Below are 15,473 nucleotides of genomic sequence, written 5' to 3' on the forward strand. Positions count from 1 at the left end.
TCCGATAGTTACCTCACGATCATAACTATGATGTATATTTGTATCTCTCAAACATGGTTAGAAGTCCGCATATAGAAACGGGAGTTCGAACACGACGACACAAAACGCGTTAGTCGGTCGGTCTCGCTACCGATTCTATAGTCCAAGTTCGAATATCCGGTTCACTCCAAGAGCGATGAGGACGGCTGTTAACAGAAGGAGAAATAGCGAAAAAGCGATACCCCACGATGAGATCGTTGCGACAGTCCCAACGACAGCACTACCGGTCGCGCTCACTATCATATACGTTGTTCGCACGAGGCCGAATCCTGTCCCCCGTTCGTCGTCAGAGAGATAATCCATAAAGCGAGGAAGGATCGCCGCCCCCCAGCTCATAGAGGTTCCGATGAGAAGGATCGCAATTCCAATGAGAACCATCTCTGAACTAACGATGAGGAGGCCGTACCCAAAAATTCCCAATAACGCACACGCCGCCGCGACGACCTCACGTCCGAATCGATCAGATGAAGAGCCGATTATCGGCTGGGTGATTCCCTGAACCACAAAATAGGCCGAAAACAATACACTCGCCAAACCAATAGAATAGTCATGATGCGCGATTAGAAATGCGGGAAGAAACGACGCCGTCGCTTGCCAGACGAATTCGAAACAGATCGCGAGTAAAGCAGTGAAGGCGATTTGCGGGCGAAGCAGTAGTCGTTTAATAGGTTCGAAAGCAACCCGCTCACGTACTGGCTGGTTCGGCCGTTCAGGTCGTACTTTTCGGACCTTCCAGGTAAACGCTACAGAAACCGGTACAGCTACTAGAGTGGTGAGAGCGATAGAATAGCGCCATCCCATCCAGCTGGCAACTGCAGCGGCAGCGACCGGTGTAAGAAGACCTGCAAGGGGAGCGCCCGAACTATGAATGCCGATTGCCAGACCAATATTTTCGAATTGCTTGGTCAATAGCGTAGTAGCAACGCTATAGTGCAATCCAGCAACCGCTCCCAGTAGGAGTGTTAACACAAAGAATATCCAGATTGATGGAGAGAGAGCGAGCAATCCACCCACAACCGCTGTGAAGCTAATAGACGTCAGAATAACCTCTCTCTCCCCGTAACGATCGGCAAGAATACCGGACGGAAACTGCGAAAGAGAGTAAGACATCCAGAGTCCTGTGAGCGCTAGTCCCGTGACCGACGAGGAGACCCCAAACTCCGTCTCAATCGCGGGAATTACTGGACTGATCACAAGACGGGCAACCATTGTCGCAAAGAACGCAAGTGTGCATAATGTGAGAACCGTCGATCGATAGTTCCACCAACTCATCTCTTTTTCTTTCCTGATCCGTTCGGAAAGCCCTACTGATTCCGAAAGTTGATGCGTAGGTCCTACACCCCTTCGGGTGCTCTTTTCCCCTACTTACCTTGGCACAGACACGGGAATATCTGGCACACCGAGTCAAGACACACGGAATCTATCCTCTCGAGTCGTCCTTTTTCTAATAACGTTGTATTCAGAACGTTTGCCAGCCGCCATCAACATACAACATCTCGCCGGTAATATAGTCTGCAGCATCGCTTGCTAGATAGAGGACGGCCGGCGCGATATCTTCGGGGTATCCAGGCCGGGAAAGCGGAATCGGCTTAGCTAAGTCACCCTCAGCTACGGACTCCTCTTTCTGTTCGGCACCTGCCCCGAACTCAGTAGCGATATGACCAGGGGCAACAGCGTTAACACGAATATCATCGTCAGCAAGTTCCAGTGCCGCACCCTGAGTGATCATCTTGATTGCTCCTTTCGTCGCGTCGTAGGGGATCTGGTCAGCTTGGGCGTGGGTCGAGCTGATCGAGGCGGTATTGACAATAACACCGCCGTTGTCACGTTCGCGCATATCAGCCGCCACAGCTTTGCTACCGAAGAACACGCCACCTGCGTTGATATCGAGAATTCGGTCGAATTCATCGGGAGACACCGATTCAATGGGGCCTCGTGTGAACCAGCCGGCATTGTTTACCATCACATCCACACCGCCAAACTCGCGTGCTTTTGCGATGACTGCTTCGAATGCGTTCGGTTCGGAAACGTCCGTTTCAACGAAGACCCCCTCCCCTCCGTCAGCCTCGATACGTTCGTGGGTAGGTAATTCAGCGTCGGTGTCCTTCGGTTCCGATCGAATATCTGCGTTCAGAACAGTCGCGCCAGCTTTCCCAAATTCGAGAGCGATCGCACGACCGATACCCGAACTACCACCGGTAACAATGACAGCTTCATCGCTGAAGTCGAAGTTTACATCTCCCATAGGCGTATGAAGGGTTGAAACCGTCTTACAAATAGCTATGGGTTTCTATAGAACTGCCTATATCACAAGTCAGCCACCAAGGCGTATTTGGAGTAAAAGTACAGATTTCACCGAACTGGCACCCTTGCGAGACGACTCTCCGTAGTATATCGATCTCGTGAAACAATATGTCAACGACGACCAATTCAACCAAATGTTTATGATACCCTACTGCGATTCTTTCTCATATGAGGTTCGGAGTCATTGGTGGCGGTTTGATCGCACAGATTATGCACCTCCCGTCGCTGGCTGAACTGCCAGCAGCAGAGGTTCACGCACTCGCTGATCCCGGAGAAAATGTGACCGACGAGCTCGGTGACCGATATAATATTGACCACCAGTACCAGGATGGTAGCGTTCTCATCGAAGAGATCGGTGACGAACTCGACGCTATCGTTATCTGCACGCCGATGCACACGCATGCAGACGTAGCCGTCCAAGCCTTGGAAGCAGACATCAATACGTTCGTGGAGAAGCCAATCGCACTCTCGCTCGAGGACGCTGATCGGATGGTCGAGGCGGCGAAGGACAGTGATGCGACGGCGATGGTCGGATACATGAAACGCTACGAGCAAGGGTTCCAGGCAGCAGCGGACCGCGTCACTGATATGGATGTGACGCTGGTCAACAACTTCGTGTTCGCACCTGATGTCGGCACGATGGTCAACGAGACGTATGATATCATTCACCCCAACCTCTCTGAGGAGTTCATTGAACAGTCTAACAAACAGCGCCGCGACGACGCTGCACAGGCGCTAGATACCGATGATGATACTCTCATCAAAGCATTCGATTTCCACCTCGAGAGTATCTGCCACGACGTGAACGCGCTCCGAGGACTGTTCGGCGAGATCGAGGAGATTGACCACGTCGCACTTCGCGAGGACGGCGACTTCCTGACGACACAGTTCACATTTGCTAACGGTGAACTTGGTGTCCTTGAGTCGGCCGCAACGGACCGCGGCTGGTACGACGAGACGATTCGCGCCGATACACCCGAGTCTATGCTAGAAATTTCCTTCACGAACCCGTTCATTAGGGATGGGAACTATGAGGTTCGCATCAAAGAAGGAAAAGCACCTATCGACGAGACCCGATCGACGTACGCCCACGAGACGCCGTTCAAACGCGAGTTGGCCGAATTCATCCGGTGTATCGAGGAGAACGACGAACCGCTGACAACGTTCGCAGACGCTCGCAAGGATCTGAAATTCATTGCCAACTTATTCCGTGAATACCAGTGAGAAATGGCAATTCGTCGATGTGGATGGTCGCTATCGGCTGATCGCTGAATAACAGCGTCAGAGCATCTCAATAGCCTTCATTTCTGGTACCCGATTTTAGTGAATTACACGTACAAGGTATTGACGTGAGTTCTCGTCCCTACCGGTGCATCGACGACTATCGACTATCGCTTGCCCTCCGCCAATAATCGATATTCTGTTTGGCGTGGACTAGTGTATCCATCGTTTGCTTTTCCATTTCAATGGTAATGTGGCCGTCGTATCCGATAGCGTCGAGAGCGTCCGCGACACCAGCGAAGTCGATACGTCCCTCTCCGAGGTCGGTATAGGAGTAGTACAAAAGTGCCACGTTCGCGAGGTTGAAATTCCCAGACGTGAGCGCCTCAATGTGGTCTTTGTACCCGGGCGTCGGTTCAACATCTTTCAGGTGAACGTATTCGATGCTGTCGGCAAACCGTTCGATGCCATCGGTTACATCTCCCTCTGGGTAGTGTTCGCTGTACGGATACTGGTGGGCCGTATCCCAGAGGAGTCCGAGATTGTCCGGACACCGTGCCAGCCAAGACTCCGTTTCCTCGGGACGCTCGATGTGGGTCGCACTGTGGTGGTGCAACACCGGCGTAATACCCGCGTCCGCTGCAGCGTCACAAACACGCGTAATCCATTTTTCAACTGAATCGTCCTCGACTAGGCCGCGCTGTGGCGGGAGCATCCCGATGAACTCTGCACCAAGGTCAGCCGCCGTGTACGCACCCTCGGCAATGGTCTTAGCTTCATCCTCGGACTCGAGCCAGCCACCCATTAGCATGTAGAGGTCCAAATCGTGTTCGTCCAACTTTTCGCCGACATAATTTGCTCCGTAAGCGTTCACCTCTCCGAGACTCATCTCGAGGCCGTCGTAGCGGCAAGCCGCGATTTCCTGGAGCCCTTCCTCGAACGATCCTTCGTCATACATGATGGTAGTGTAGCCGATACCCATACTTCGCATAGAATGCCGAGCTACACGTGTAAATAGATTGTGTTGAAAATCACTCACGTCTCTGTCCCGCATTTGGAGTGCTGGCAATGTTTATCGAGACATAGCTGATCGCTCGGCTGCGTCTCGCAGAGAGTCGAGATTTCGTTTCGCATGGACGAGTGTTGGTCCGTCAACCGTGTCGACTTCAACCGTTCGATGGCCGTCGTAATTAATTTCGTCGAGCGCCCTCGTAATACGGGAGAAATCCAGAACGCCGTTGCCGAGGTCGGTGAACGCTCCAAAGTACGTCATGATGCTATCGTAATCGACCTTGCCCGAACTCAGGTTCTCGACGTGGATATCGAAGTCCGATGGCGGGGCGATGTCTTTGTAGTGAACGTAGGCAATGTTGTCAGCGAACCGTTCAATACCGTCTGTGACGTCACCGTAAGCGTAGTAGTGGCCGGTATCAAACAACAATTGGAGTTCGGTCGGTCCATCGTCAAGCCACCGCTGGATCTCATCCGGTTGTTCGACGTGCGCTCCAGCGTGATGGTGGATAACTGGCGTCACATTATTATCCGCGGCAGCCCTCCCGATATCGTCGAGCCACTCTCCGAACGTCGCATCATCGACGACGCCACGCGGCGGAGGGAGGATACCGAGAAAGTTCGCCCCCAGATCTGCCGCAACGTTGATGCCATCTACCGCCTCGCGTACGTCCGCCTCCTCGTTTAGCCAGCCAGCCATCACGCAGTACAGATCGATGTCGTGCTCATCGAGGACTGTCACAAGGCGGTCGCGACCGATTTCTCTTATCTTCGGAAGGCCGATTTCGACACCGTCGTAGCCGCATGCGGCGAGGTCGCCGATACCCTCCGTAACGATACTCTCCGGATCGTATGTGAGTGTGGCATACCCAATACCCATGATCAGACCATCAGCAACTACTTACTAAAACTTTGGCTATCTTGATCTGTTGCCAGTCCCGTGTTTCGAAGGCGACCAGAGACGAGTCGTTAGGGTTCGTAGGAACATACCATAGATTTTTACGTGATGCTACTAATACTGCTATATACGGCCATGAAAGCCTTAGTGATTGATGCGGAGTGGAATCCGAAGCCGGAGTACGATCTCACGGATAACGAACGAGAGACGCAGAAAGTACACAATAGCGCACAGGTATGGCAACACCCAAATCTATCAGTTGAGGAGACTGATCAACCTGAACCCGATGACGACGAGGTCCTCATCAAAGTCGAGTACGTCGGTATCTGCGGAAGCGACTGTTCGATGATCGAGACGGACGAAGAGGGGTACATGCACTATTCGGCATATACACAGTTCCCAAATATTACCGGCCACGAGTTCTCCGGCGTTGTCGTTGAGACCGGCGACGACGCGAATCTCTTCGAAGAAGGAGAACCGGTAACCTCCGAGGTAGTCGACTACTGCGGTCGCTGTCAACAGTGCCGACGAGGTCACCATGGCCACTGTGAGAACTTTGAGCAAGTGGGATTCACCGTTCCTGGCGCGTTTGCTGAATACGTCACCGTCCCCGAGAAAATCGTCTGGAGCGTTGCGTCGCTTGAGGAGGCATACGAAGACGAGGACGAACTCCTTAGAGCGGCCGCGACCATCGAGCCCAGTACCATCACGTTCTACGGGATGTTTGGGCGAGCCGAGGGCATTCAGCCGGGCGACTATCACGTCTACCACGGGTTGGGGCCTATCGGCCTCACTGGAATGAACGTCTCGCGAGCTTCCGGTGCGGCAGATGTTATTGGTTTCGAACTAGGCGAAGAACGTCGCGAGATCGCTAAAGATCTCGGGTTTGAGCACGTGTACGATCCTCGTGAGGTCGACCCTGTCGAAGCTATTTATGAGGCCACCGACGGGCGAGGTGCAGATGTCCACCTCGAGACGGCCGGCGCTGTCCAAGCAACCTATCCCGTGATCGAAAACTCGCTGGCCGAGGAAGCTAATGTCGTCCATATCAGCAATGCTGCCAGTAAGCCAGAGTTCGGGACGCGGAAGTACCAGGGATCGAGCGCCCAAGTGTACGGATCGGAAGGGCATACTAGCAATGAAGTATACCCCCGCGTTATCCGGCTGATGGGGGCCGGCAAGATCGATAATCTACCTATCGTCACCTCCACGTACCCTCTTTCGCAGGCGGATCAGGCTATCGAGCGGGCAGCCGAGCGTGTTGAGGGGAAGGTCCTAGTCGACGTCTGAGTTCCGGAGCAGAAATCCACTAATGAATCCGTCGTACAGTTCGCAGATACCGTCAAAGCGGAGGTTCTCGAGATCCCCGGGCACTCGGCGAAGCGCTGAACAATCGGGATCTCCATAGCCGGTTACCGTCCGACCCGATAGTGCCGGGAACGCGCTCGAGCGAACTCGCATCGGGTGGTGTGATCAGCAGGGACGGACGATCGGCGCCGCGAGTGTCCGGTTCGATCCGCCGTGACGAGCAGCGGCTTCACGACGAGACCGCTTCGCTATCCGCCAGTCACTGGCGGCGTGATCGCGAGGCGATCGCCGTCGACAAGTTCGGTGCCACTACCGTCGAGGTGAGTTACGTGGACACCGTTATGTAACACTGTAATGCTCGATGCAACCTCACCGTCATCGAGGAGCATACCGTCGAGCGCGGAGTATTCACCCTCCAACACGGAAAGGACGTCTCTGACCGTAGTATCCGCCTCGAATTTACGTGTTATCGCTCGCTCACCGACCGCCTCGCGAACCGTGGCGAAAAACCGAAGTTCGATGTTCATTTGCGCTCGTCTCACGGACCGGTTCTCGGCGGTGTGATGGCGATCTCGTCACCGTCGGCTAGTTCGGTGTCAAAGCCATCGAGATTCGTAACCTGCTCTCCGTTTCGGAGGATGGTGATGTGGTGCGCGAAATCCCCGTCTTCGTTACGGAGCACTGCTTTGAGATCGGGATACTCCGCTTCCAGTCCGTCGAGAACGTCCTCGACTGTCGTCCCGGGTTCGAACTCGCGGGTCATCGTCTCTGTACCAATCACCTCTTGGACCGTGGCGAAAAAGCGGAGTTCAAGGTTCATTGATGGGAAAGGACTTCGGCCATGTCTTCTAACTCGAGTCGCTCGACCGTCTCAGTTGTCGGGTGACCGTTGTCGTTCCACCCGCGGAATTCATAATATTCCGTGAGCATGTCCTCGAGTTCCTCGGGCGGACAGTACATTCCTTCTGACGGGCCAGCCGGAATCGGTTCGTTCATCACGCGATAGGGCAGCGTATCCGTGTCGCGATCAGCAATACCACGAGCGGTGTTGATAAGCCGTTCGAGATTATAGACACGTTCGCCAATACGCTCGACGTCCTCGACCGAGAGGTCCCATCCGGTTGCGAGACTGACCGCCTCGGCGTAGTTCTCGTTAACCCGGCCGCCCCACCCACCCTCGCTGACGAATCGGCACTGCGTTAATGAGTCGCCCAAGGCGGTGAAGTGCTGGATTCGAGCCGCGAATTCGGCCGTTCCCTCGATGGTCTCGTCGTGTTCACCATCGTACTGGAGCGTCGGACGAGTATCGTGATGGGAGCCACCTCGGGTCGCAGTAGCGTAGCCGATGCTCATGCCCTTTAGGCCGCGGGCGGAGTGAGCCGGGAATTCCAGGCCCTTACAGCCGTAAAGATACTGCTCGGCTTCGTCGGCCAGTGACGCTGCGAGCCGGAACGACCCCTCTGCAAGTTCGTTACCGAACCCTTCGCGACGGGCCACTCGCTCGGTGAGTTCGATCAATCCATTAGCATCGCCGAACTCGAGATGCGGTGAGATGTCCTTCTCAAGCAAACCCTTCTCGTAGCACTCTCGAGCGAACGCGACCGTGACACCGAAAGAGATCGTATCAAGACCTAAGCGATCGCACTGGTCGTTCACCTTGATCGCGTACTCGGGGTCGTAGACCTCTTGCATCGTGGCTGTCCCGAACAGCGTTTCGAACTCCGGAATCTTCGCCTCAGTGAGCCCTTCCGCCTCTATCGAGACGTGCTTACCACATTTGACGGCACAGTTGGCGCAGGTCGTATCGTCGGTGACGTACTCCTCCCGGAGGGTTTCGCCGCTGATGGCTTCTGCGTTCTCGCGATCGGTCTGTTCGTACTGCAAATTACGCTGGCCGAGTTTGCCCATCTCATTGACGGGATTGACCAGGCCTGCGGTTCCGTAGTTTTGGAGCATCTCGGTATCGGCCATCAGCCGACCCATCTGCTGGACCGCCCGCTGGCGTAAGTCGCCCTCGGGATCCGGCTGGAAATCTCCCTCCTGAACGGCGATGGCTTTCACGTTCTTCGATCCAAGGACGGCGCCACTTCCGCCACGACCGGCAACACCCTCCCGAAGTTTAGACTCGTGAAGCAAACAGGCATACCGGACTCGATTTTCTCCAGCCGGCCCCGCCGCGAGGACGTGTGTGTCGTAGCCGGTACCTTCCCGGTCGCGAATCGCCTGACACGTCTCGTAAGTTTCCTGACCTGCGAGGTTTTCGGCAGACTTTACCTCGGCGCCATCCTCGGTGATCAACACGTACGTGAGCTCTTCGGCCCGACCATGAAGAACGATCACCTCGAAACCGGTCGTTTTCTGAGCTCTGGGTAGCGTACCGCCAAACGTGGAGTCAAAGAAGCCATCAGTCAACGGACTAATAAACCCGAGAACGCCACGCGACGTCGACTGGAACGCTGTCGCGTTCATTGGACCGACAGCCATGGCGAGGACGTTTTCGGGGTCGAACGGGTCAGCATCGACGGGAACATGCGCGGCGACTTGCTTGGATACGAATCCGTTCCCGCCAAGGAATCGCCGAGCGTCGTCTGGGTCTATCGCTTCGATCTCCGTCTCCCCAGTATCGAGGTGGATGTGGAGGATCTCGCCCCCATATACGGGTGGTAATGTTTCGGACATCGCTAGATAGTCCCACCGTTGTTTTGCGGAGTATTAAGTTTGGAGGGAGAGCTTCCGATCACATCGAGAATCGTACGACTAGCGAGCGACATGATGAGACGAACAACGCTAACACGGTGGGCGCAGTCCACCACATTATCGACAGTAACGGGGTGTAAGCAATCGGTCTGCAACAGTGACACTCCAGCTACGACGAACCCAAAAGCCGAAAAAACCTTCATACAGGAGCGTCTCTATCGAGTAGAGATGCCCGTACTCTGGTTAGACGAGGTTAATGCCAACGATCTGGAAAAGGTCGGTGGTAAAGGTGCTTCCTTGGGCGAATTGACGGACGCAAATCTACCAGTCCCGCCGGGATTCGTTGTGACTGCCGGGACCTACCGCTCGTTCATTGAGGGGGCTGGAATCGACGAGGAGTTGTTTGAGGCCGTTGATGTCGACGCAGAAAACACGTCGGCGTTGGCCGACGCCGCTGACCGTGCCCAAGAACTTATTCTCGATACTCCGTTTCCCAACGATCTCCGCGAGGAAATCCTCGAGTCGTACCACGAAGTCGGCGAAGACGAGGCATTCGTTGCCGTTCGGTCATCAGCGACGGCCGAGGACCTGCCGGATGCCTCCTTTGCAGGCCAGCAAGAGACGTTCCTGAACGTGACGGAGGACGACTTACTCAATCGCGTGCGCGAATGCTGGGCTTCGCTGTTCACACAACGGGCAATATACTACCGCCAGGAACAGGGTTTCGATCATTCCGCCGTGAATATCGCGGTTGTCGTCCAGCAGATGGTCGACGCCGAGAAGTCCGGTGTCATGTTTACAAGCCATCCTTCGACCGGTGACCCAACCATGATCATCGAAGCCGCATGGGGATTAGGCGAGGCTGTCGTCTCCGGTGCCGTCTCCCCAGACAACTATATCGTTGACCGCGACAACGGCGACGTTGACACCACTGTTGCCGAAAAGAAGGTAATGCACGTCAAGGACGGAAAGACCGGCAAAACTGTCGAACGTGAGGTTCCGGAAAAGAAACGGAACGCGCGCGTAATAGACGGCGAAGAGATCGACGGTCTCGTCGAACTCGGCGAACGCGTCGAGGACCATTACGATAAACCTCAAGATGTCGAGTGGGCTATCGCCGAGGGAGACGTCTACATGCTCCAATCACGGCCGATCACTACAATCGAGGAGGACGGTACTGAAGTTGAAGTCGCCGACACGGTCGATGGCTCTATCGACGCTATGGAGGAGATCACCGATGGTAGCGGCAGCGTTCAAACTACTGACGGTACCAGTTTCGGCATAGCTGATACCGGACCTGATACCGACTCCACAGGTCAGGTCATCGTCGACGGCCTGGGCTCGAGTCCAGGGACGGTCAGCGGGGCAGCCCGAATCGTGAAAAAGCTCGACGACTTGGCCAAGGTCGGGGAGGGCGATATCATCGTTACAGAGATGACGATGCCCGATATGGTGCCTGCAATGAAGCGGGCTTCGGGGATTATTACGGATGAAGGCGGGATGACCAGCCACGCAGCCATCGTCTCCCGCGAACTCGGCGTCCCCGCAATCGTCGGCACGACCAACGCCACGACGACGCTGGAGGACGGCCAAGTCGTCACGCTCGACGGCGACAAGGGTGCCGTCCTCGAGGGTCAGACGACCGAATCGGAGGAAGAGGTCGAACCCGTCGAGGAGGTGCGCCCGCAGTCGCCAGTTAAGCCGATGACTGCGACCGAGGTCAAGGTCAACGTGTCCATCCCCGAGGCAGCCGAGCGCGCGGCCGCGACCGGCGCCGACGGCGTCGGGCTCCTGCGAACGGAGCACATGATCCTCTCGCTGAACCAGACGCCAGCGAAGTTCATCGAAGAGAACGGCGAGGACGCCTACATCCAGGAACTCGTCCAGGGCGTCCGCGGCGTCGCCGACGAGTTCTACCCTCGACCTGTCCGTGTTCGAACGCTGGACGCCCCGACCGACGAGTTCCGTCAGCTCGAGGGCGGCGAGGACGAACCCCACGAGCACAATCCGATGCTGGGCTACCGGGGCATCCGCCGTTCGCTCGATCGACTCGACGTCTTCGCCCACGAGCTCGAGGCGTTCCGCCGGCTGTACGAGATGGGCTACGACAACGTCGAGATCATGTTCCCGCTGGTCAACGACGCCGAGGACGTCTACCGCACCAAGCGGCTCATGACCGAGGCGGGGATCGACCCCGAGAAGCGCACCTGGGGCGTGATGATCGAGACCCCCGCCTCGGCGCTGGCCGTCAAGGGGATGGCCGACGCGGGGATCGACTTCGCCTCCTTCGGGACCAACGACCTCACCCAGTACACGCTCGCGGTCGATCGCAACAACGAGCACGTCGCCGACCGCTTCGACGAGCTCCACCCCTCCGTGCTTCGGCTGATCGGCGACGTCATCGAGACCTGTCGCGAACACGACGTCGACACGAGCATCTGCGGCCAGGCCGGCTCGAAACCCGAGATGGTCCAGTTCCTCGTCAACGAGGGAATCCACTCCATCTCGGCGAACATCGACGCCGTCCGCGACGTCCAACACGAGGTCAAACGCATCGAACAGAAGCTGCTGCTCGAATCCTGTATGAACGAATGAGCATATGGAGGTCGAATAAGATGGTTCCGTTGTTCGGTGGAGAGCGCGGTACCTAGCCTATCCGGTCATTTTCACACCTAACGGAATCTCCCGATTAGTAGCCACAGCGGCCGTGAGTGTTTTGTGCTGCCCCTCGTCTCGACCAAGTTAGTGGCCTGCTTTAGTACTCGCTGGCCGGAAGAAGCACTTGCGTAGCTCCGCGTCGGCTATCTCGAGGTTTCGTACTCGGTGCGGGACAGCCAGAGCGCGGTGCCACCGGAAGAACAGCGGCTCCCGTGTTTCAATAGCTTTGTAATACAGCGGCTCTAATTGCAGTCCATGACTGAAAATGTCGTTGTGCTCGGCACTGGATATGCTGGCACCGGTACAGTGAAATCGCTTCAGTCGATGGTCGGGAATGATGTAGAAATAACTTGGATTTCAGATGTGGACTACCATCTGGTCCTTCACGAGTCCCATCGCGCGATCCGTGACCCTGATGTTCGCTCGGACATCACGTTCCCCGTTGACCAGATCGCAGATCAGTCAACCCGATTCATTCAGGACGAAGTTGTCGATCTGGATGTTGACGAGCAAGTCGTTGAACTCGCTGAAAGCGATAACGTGGAGTATGACTACGTCCTTATTGGACTTGGCACTAAGACCGCATATTACGGTATTCCCGGCCTCGAAGAGCACTCTCTGACGCTGAAGAGCCTCCACGATGCCCTCGAAATAAACCAGGCCATTACGAAAGCCAGTCAAGAAGCGACCCAAGATGAGCCTGCACAGGTCATTATTGGCGGCGCGGGCCTCTCAGGTATCCAGACCGCCGGCGAAATCGCGGAGTTCCGTGATATCCACCGCGCGCCGATCGAAATCCACCTAGTCGAAGCGCTTGAGGAAATCTTCCCTGGAAACGAATCCGAGGTTCAGCAGACGCTACGCGACCTGCTCCAGGACGCCGGTGTCCAGATTCACACGGATAATCCGATTACCGAGGCCAAAGAAGATGTCATCGAATTCGACGAAGGAAAACCCCTCAAGCATGATGTGCTCGTTTGGACTGGAGGCATTACAGGTCGCGATGCACTCAATGACGCCGACCTCGAGAACGAACACAACCGCGTCGATGTGAAGTCAAACTTCCAGACCGACGACAGCCACGTCTTCGCAATTGGCGACTCAGCAATTATCGATCAGGGCGACCAGATCGCCCCTCCGACAGCCCAGGCTGCATGGCAGGCCGCGGAGGTTGCCGGTGAGAACATTGCCCGTGCTATTGAGAACCGACCGCTAAAGACCTGGGAGTTCGAAAATAAAGGGACCGTTATCTCCGTTGGCGAAAAGGCCGTCGCTCACGGTGTCAAGCCCGCATTCGGTGTCTCATTGCCGGTCAACACCTTCGGTGGCACTCCTGCCAAGCATCTAAAGAAACTTATTGCCGCTCGCTGGATCGCCGACATCACCTCTTGGAACGAGGCCCGCAAATCTTGGCCATCACTGTAATCCCAGAAGAGATCAATCGTCTACGCGATCGATACGGTCGGACTGGTCGATCTGTTCACTGATCGCCATCTCTTTGCCACCGACGCCACTTTTACGCAAGTCGTCCTCGATTTCCTCGAGGGTCCGTCCTTTCGTCTCAGGGACGAATGCGTACACGAACACGAATCCGACCGCTGCGATCACCGCGAATACGCCAAAGGCGACAATGGGGCCAAGATCGAACAGCATTGGGAAAAATTGTGCGACGAGGAAGTTCGAGAACCAGAGAACCAGTGTTGTGACACCCATTGCAGCTCCCCGAACGTTGAGCGGAAAGATTTCAGAGATGACCAGCCAGACGACCGAACCGAGGCTAACTGCGTGGAAGGCAACGAACAGCATGAGACTCGCGATCGTGACGGGACCAATAATCCCTCCCATTCCGGGCAAGTAGTACGCCAGGGCGAGGATATTCAACGAGGTGAACATACCGACAAGACCAACGAGTAACAAGGGTCGGCGGCCGACTCGATCGACCAGAAACACGGCAGCAATCGTGAGCAATACGTTAATCGAACCGATGCCAATCGTTCCGAAGAGTGATGCGATGTTGCCGTATCCAGTTGACTCGAGGATTGTTGGGGCGTAGTACACTACTGCGTTGATCCCAACAATTTGCTGGAGAGCCGCAAGGCCGAGACCAACAACCAGAACTGGACGAAGCCATGGTTGAAGCAAGTCCCGGAAGCGCCCCTCGTCGCGTTTCGACATTCGAACGATATCATTTATTTCATCCTCAATATCCGTCCCATTCCTGATCCGGCTTAAAACGGATCGAGCTCGCTGTTCGCGGTTCTGTTCGACAAGCCACCGAGGACTCTCCGGCATGAAAGCGATCCCAACGAAGAGGATTACAGCGGGAAACATGCCAAGTCCGAGCATTAATCTCCATGAGACACCGGCACCGAGAGCTGTGCTTGCAATGATCTGGTTCGTAATGTACGAGACGAGGATTCCACCCGTAATTGCGACATTGTTGAGGGTAACGAGTGAACCGCGGATCTTCGCTGGCGCAATCTCTGAGATATATAGCGGCCCAACTACAGAGGCAAACCCGATTCCGACTCCATCAAGGATTCGCCCGAGGATCAGGATTTCAACCGTGGGGGCGATCGCCATGATGAGTGATCCGACGAAGAAGAGAACGGCTCCCATTAAAATAAGACGCCGCCGTCCCAACCGGTCCGCGAGCCGGCCACCGAAAGCTGCACCAACGATCGCCCCAATCATCGCACCACTGACAACGGTGCCCTGCAAGAAGGAATCCGTCTCAAGCTGAGGGAACGTATCGGTCATGTACAATAGCGCTCCGGAGATAACGCCAGTATCGAATCCGAACAACAAGCCGTTCAATGCAGCAAGCGCAGCTAAGATGATAACGAACGGCCCGGTCTCATCACCTGCGTCCGGCAGGAGCCGTTGGATCAAATTCATCGTTTGGCTAGACCTCCCGAAAGGAGACTTACATCGCCCGAAAGGAGACTTACATCGTTACTCGTACCCACATTCCACACGCTACTGAATACTTGTGCTGCGAGTCGGCGGCCCATGTTGTCAGACCAAGGGGATATCATTAATAAAGACTTCGATTACCCAACGGCTTGTTTCAGGTACGGTTGGAACCGAATCACGCGATTGTGTTTGTGCTTCTCGAATAGTAGACAGGCCCAGTAAGCCGGTCGAATCACGCACTAGAAATAGTAGGTGACTCAACGATCAGGAGTTGTTCTACCCACCTTGTTCCCGAATTTGCCATAGTACCGATCAGGCATGAGGACGGAACCGAACCGCTAATCGACTTGCCTACGAGGCACCTCGAAGGTGGATGAGAACACTTGTAGTTCGAAAGTACGAGCGTTACAGCACCCTTCAA

General features: G+C 55.4%; 12 protein-coding genes. 4 read left to right on the plus strand and 8 right to left on the minus strand.

Translation table 11 applies throughout. From position 1 onward, the window contains the following. Window positions 1-135 precede the first annotated feature (135 nt). Entirely contained in the window at window positions 136-1,311 is a 1,176-nt protein-coding gene (locus QA600_RS20265) for an MFS transporter (RefSeq protein WP_278293741.1), read from the minus strand. Window positions 1,312-1,498: 187 nt separating this feature from the next. Beyond that, entirely contained in the window at window positions 1,499-2,284 is a 786-nt protein-coding gene (locus QA600_RS20270) for an SDR family oxidoreductase (protein WP_278293742.1), read from the minus strand. A 227-nt stretch (window positions 2,285-2,511) separates the two neighbouring features. On the opposite strand from QA600_RS20270, the gene QA600_RS20275 reads away from it, so the two are divergent. After that, entirely contained in the window at window positions 2,512-3,567 is a 1,056-nt protein-coding gene (locus QA600_RS20275; RefSeq protein ID WP_278293743.1) for a Gfo/Idh/MocA family oxidoreductase, read from the plus strand. A 157-nt stretch (window positions 3,568-3,724) separates the two neighbouring features. On the opposite strand, the gene QA600_RS20280 is transcribed toward QA600_RS20275, so the two are convergent. Next, window positions 3,725-4,546: a sugar phosphate isomerase/epimerase gene (locus tag QA600_RS20280; RefSeq protein ID WP_278293744.1), complete on the minus strand. Its 822-nt coding sequence runs from the start codon at window positions 4,544-4,546 to the stop codon at window positions 3,725-3,727. A 90-nt stretch (window positions 4,547-4,636) separates the two neighbouring features. Continuing rightward, on the minus strand, window positions 4,637-5,455 hold the full coding sequence (locus QA600_RS20285) for a sugar phosphate isomerase/epimerase family protein (protein WP_278293745.1): 819 nt from the start codon (window positions 5,453-5,455) through the stop codon (window positions 4,637-4,639). 153 nt (window positions 5,456-5,608) lie between these two features. Here QA600_RS20285 and iolM point away from each other — a divergent pair, with 153 nt between their 5' ends. Next, window positions 5,609-6,763: a scyllo-inosose 3-dehydrogenase gene (gene iolM, locus QA600_RS20290; RefSeq protein ID WP_278293746.1), complete on the plus strand. Its 1,155-nt coding sequence runs from the start codon at window positions 5,609-5,611 to the stop codon at window positions 6,761-6,763. 266 nt (window positions 6,764-7,029) lie between these two features. On the opposite strand, the gene QA600_RS20295 is transcribed toward iolM, so the two are convergent. The 3 genes from QA600_RS20295 to QA600_RS20305 are packed head-to-tail and all read right to left on the minus strand — an operon-like array spanning window position 7,030 to window position 9,460. Then, the gene (locus tag QA600_RS20295; RefSeq protein ID WP_278293747.1) at window positions 7,030-7,308 is read right to left on the minus strand and encodes a ubiquitin-like small modifier protein 1; all 279 of its coding nucleotides are present in this window, start codon (window positions 7,306-7,308) and stop codon (window positions 7,030-7,032) included. 11 nt (window positions 7,309-7,319) lie between these two features. After that, window positions 7,320-7,601 (minus strand): ubiquitin-like small modifier protein 1, encoded by a 282-nt coding sequence (locus QA600_RS20300; protein WP_278293748.1) that lies wholly within the window; start codon window positions 7,599-7,601, stop codon window positions 7,320-7,322. Next, window positions 7,598-9,460: an aldehyde ferredoxin oxidoreductase family protein gene (locus QA600_RS20305; protein ID WP_278293749.1), complete on the minus strand. Its 1,863-nt coding sequence runs from the start codon at window positions 9,458-9,460 to the stop codon at window positions 7,598-7,600. Before QA600_RS20305 ends, QA600_RS20300 begins: the two co-directional genes overlap by 4 nt. A gap of 246 nt (window positions 9,461-9,706) precedes the next feature. On the opposite strand from QA600_RS20305, the gene ppsA reads away from it, so the two are divergent. Then, window positions 9,707-12,073: a phosphoenolpyruvate synthase gene (gene ppsA / locus QA600_RS20310; RefSeq protein ID WP_278293750.1), complete on the plus strand. Its 2,367-nt coding sequence runs from the start codon at window positions 9,707-9,709 to the stop codon at window positions 12,071-12,073. Window positions 12,074-12,391: 318 nt separating this feature from the next. After that, on the plus strand, window positions 12,392-13,561 hold the full coding sequence (locus QA600_RS20315; protein WP_278293751.1) for an NAD(P)/FAD-dependent oxidoreductase: 1,170 nt from the start codon (window positions 12,392-12,394) through the stop codon (window positions 13,559-13,561). A gap of 12 nt (window positions 13,562-13,573) precedes the next feature. Here the strand turns inward: QA600_RS20315 and QA600_RS20320 are convergent, their stop codons facing one another. Beyond that, a complete protein-coding gene (locus QA600_RS20320; RefSeq protein WP_278293752.1) occupies window positions 13,574-15,034 on the minus strand; it encodes a sugar porter family MFS transporter in 1,461 nt (486 codons plus the stop codon). Window positions 15,035-15,473: the final 439 nt, after the last annotated feature.

The sequence above is a fragment of the Natronococcus sp. A-GB1 genome (assembly GCF_029688845.1).
Classification (GTDB): Archaea; Halobacteriota; Halobacteria; order Halobacteriales; family Natrialbaceae; genus Natronococcus.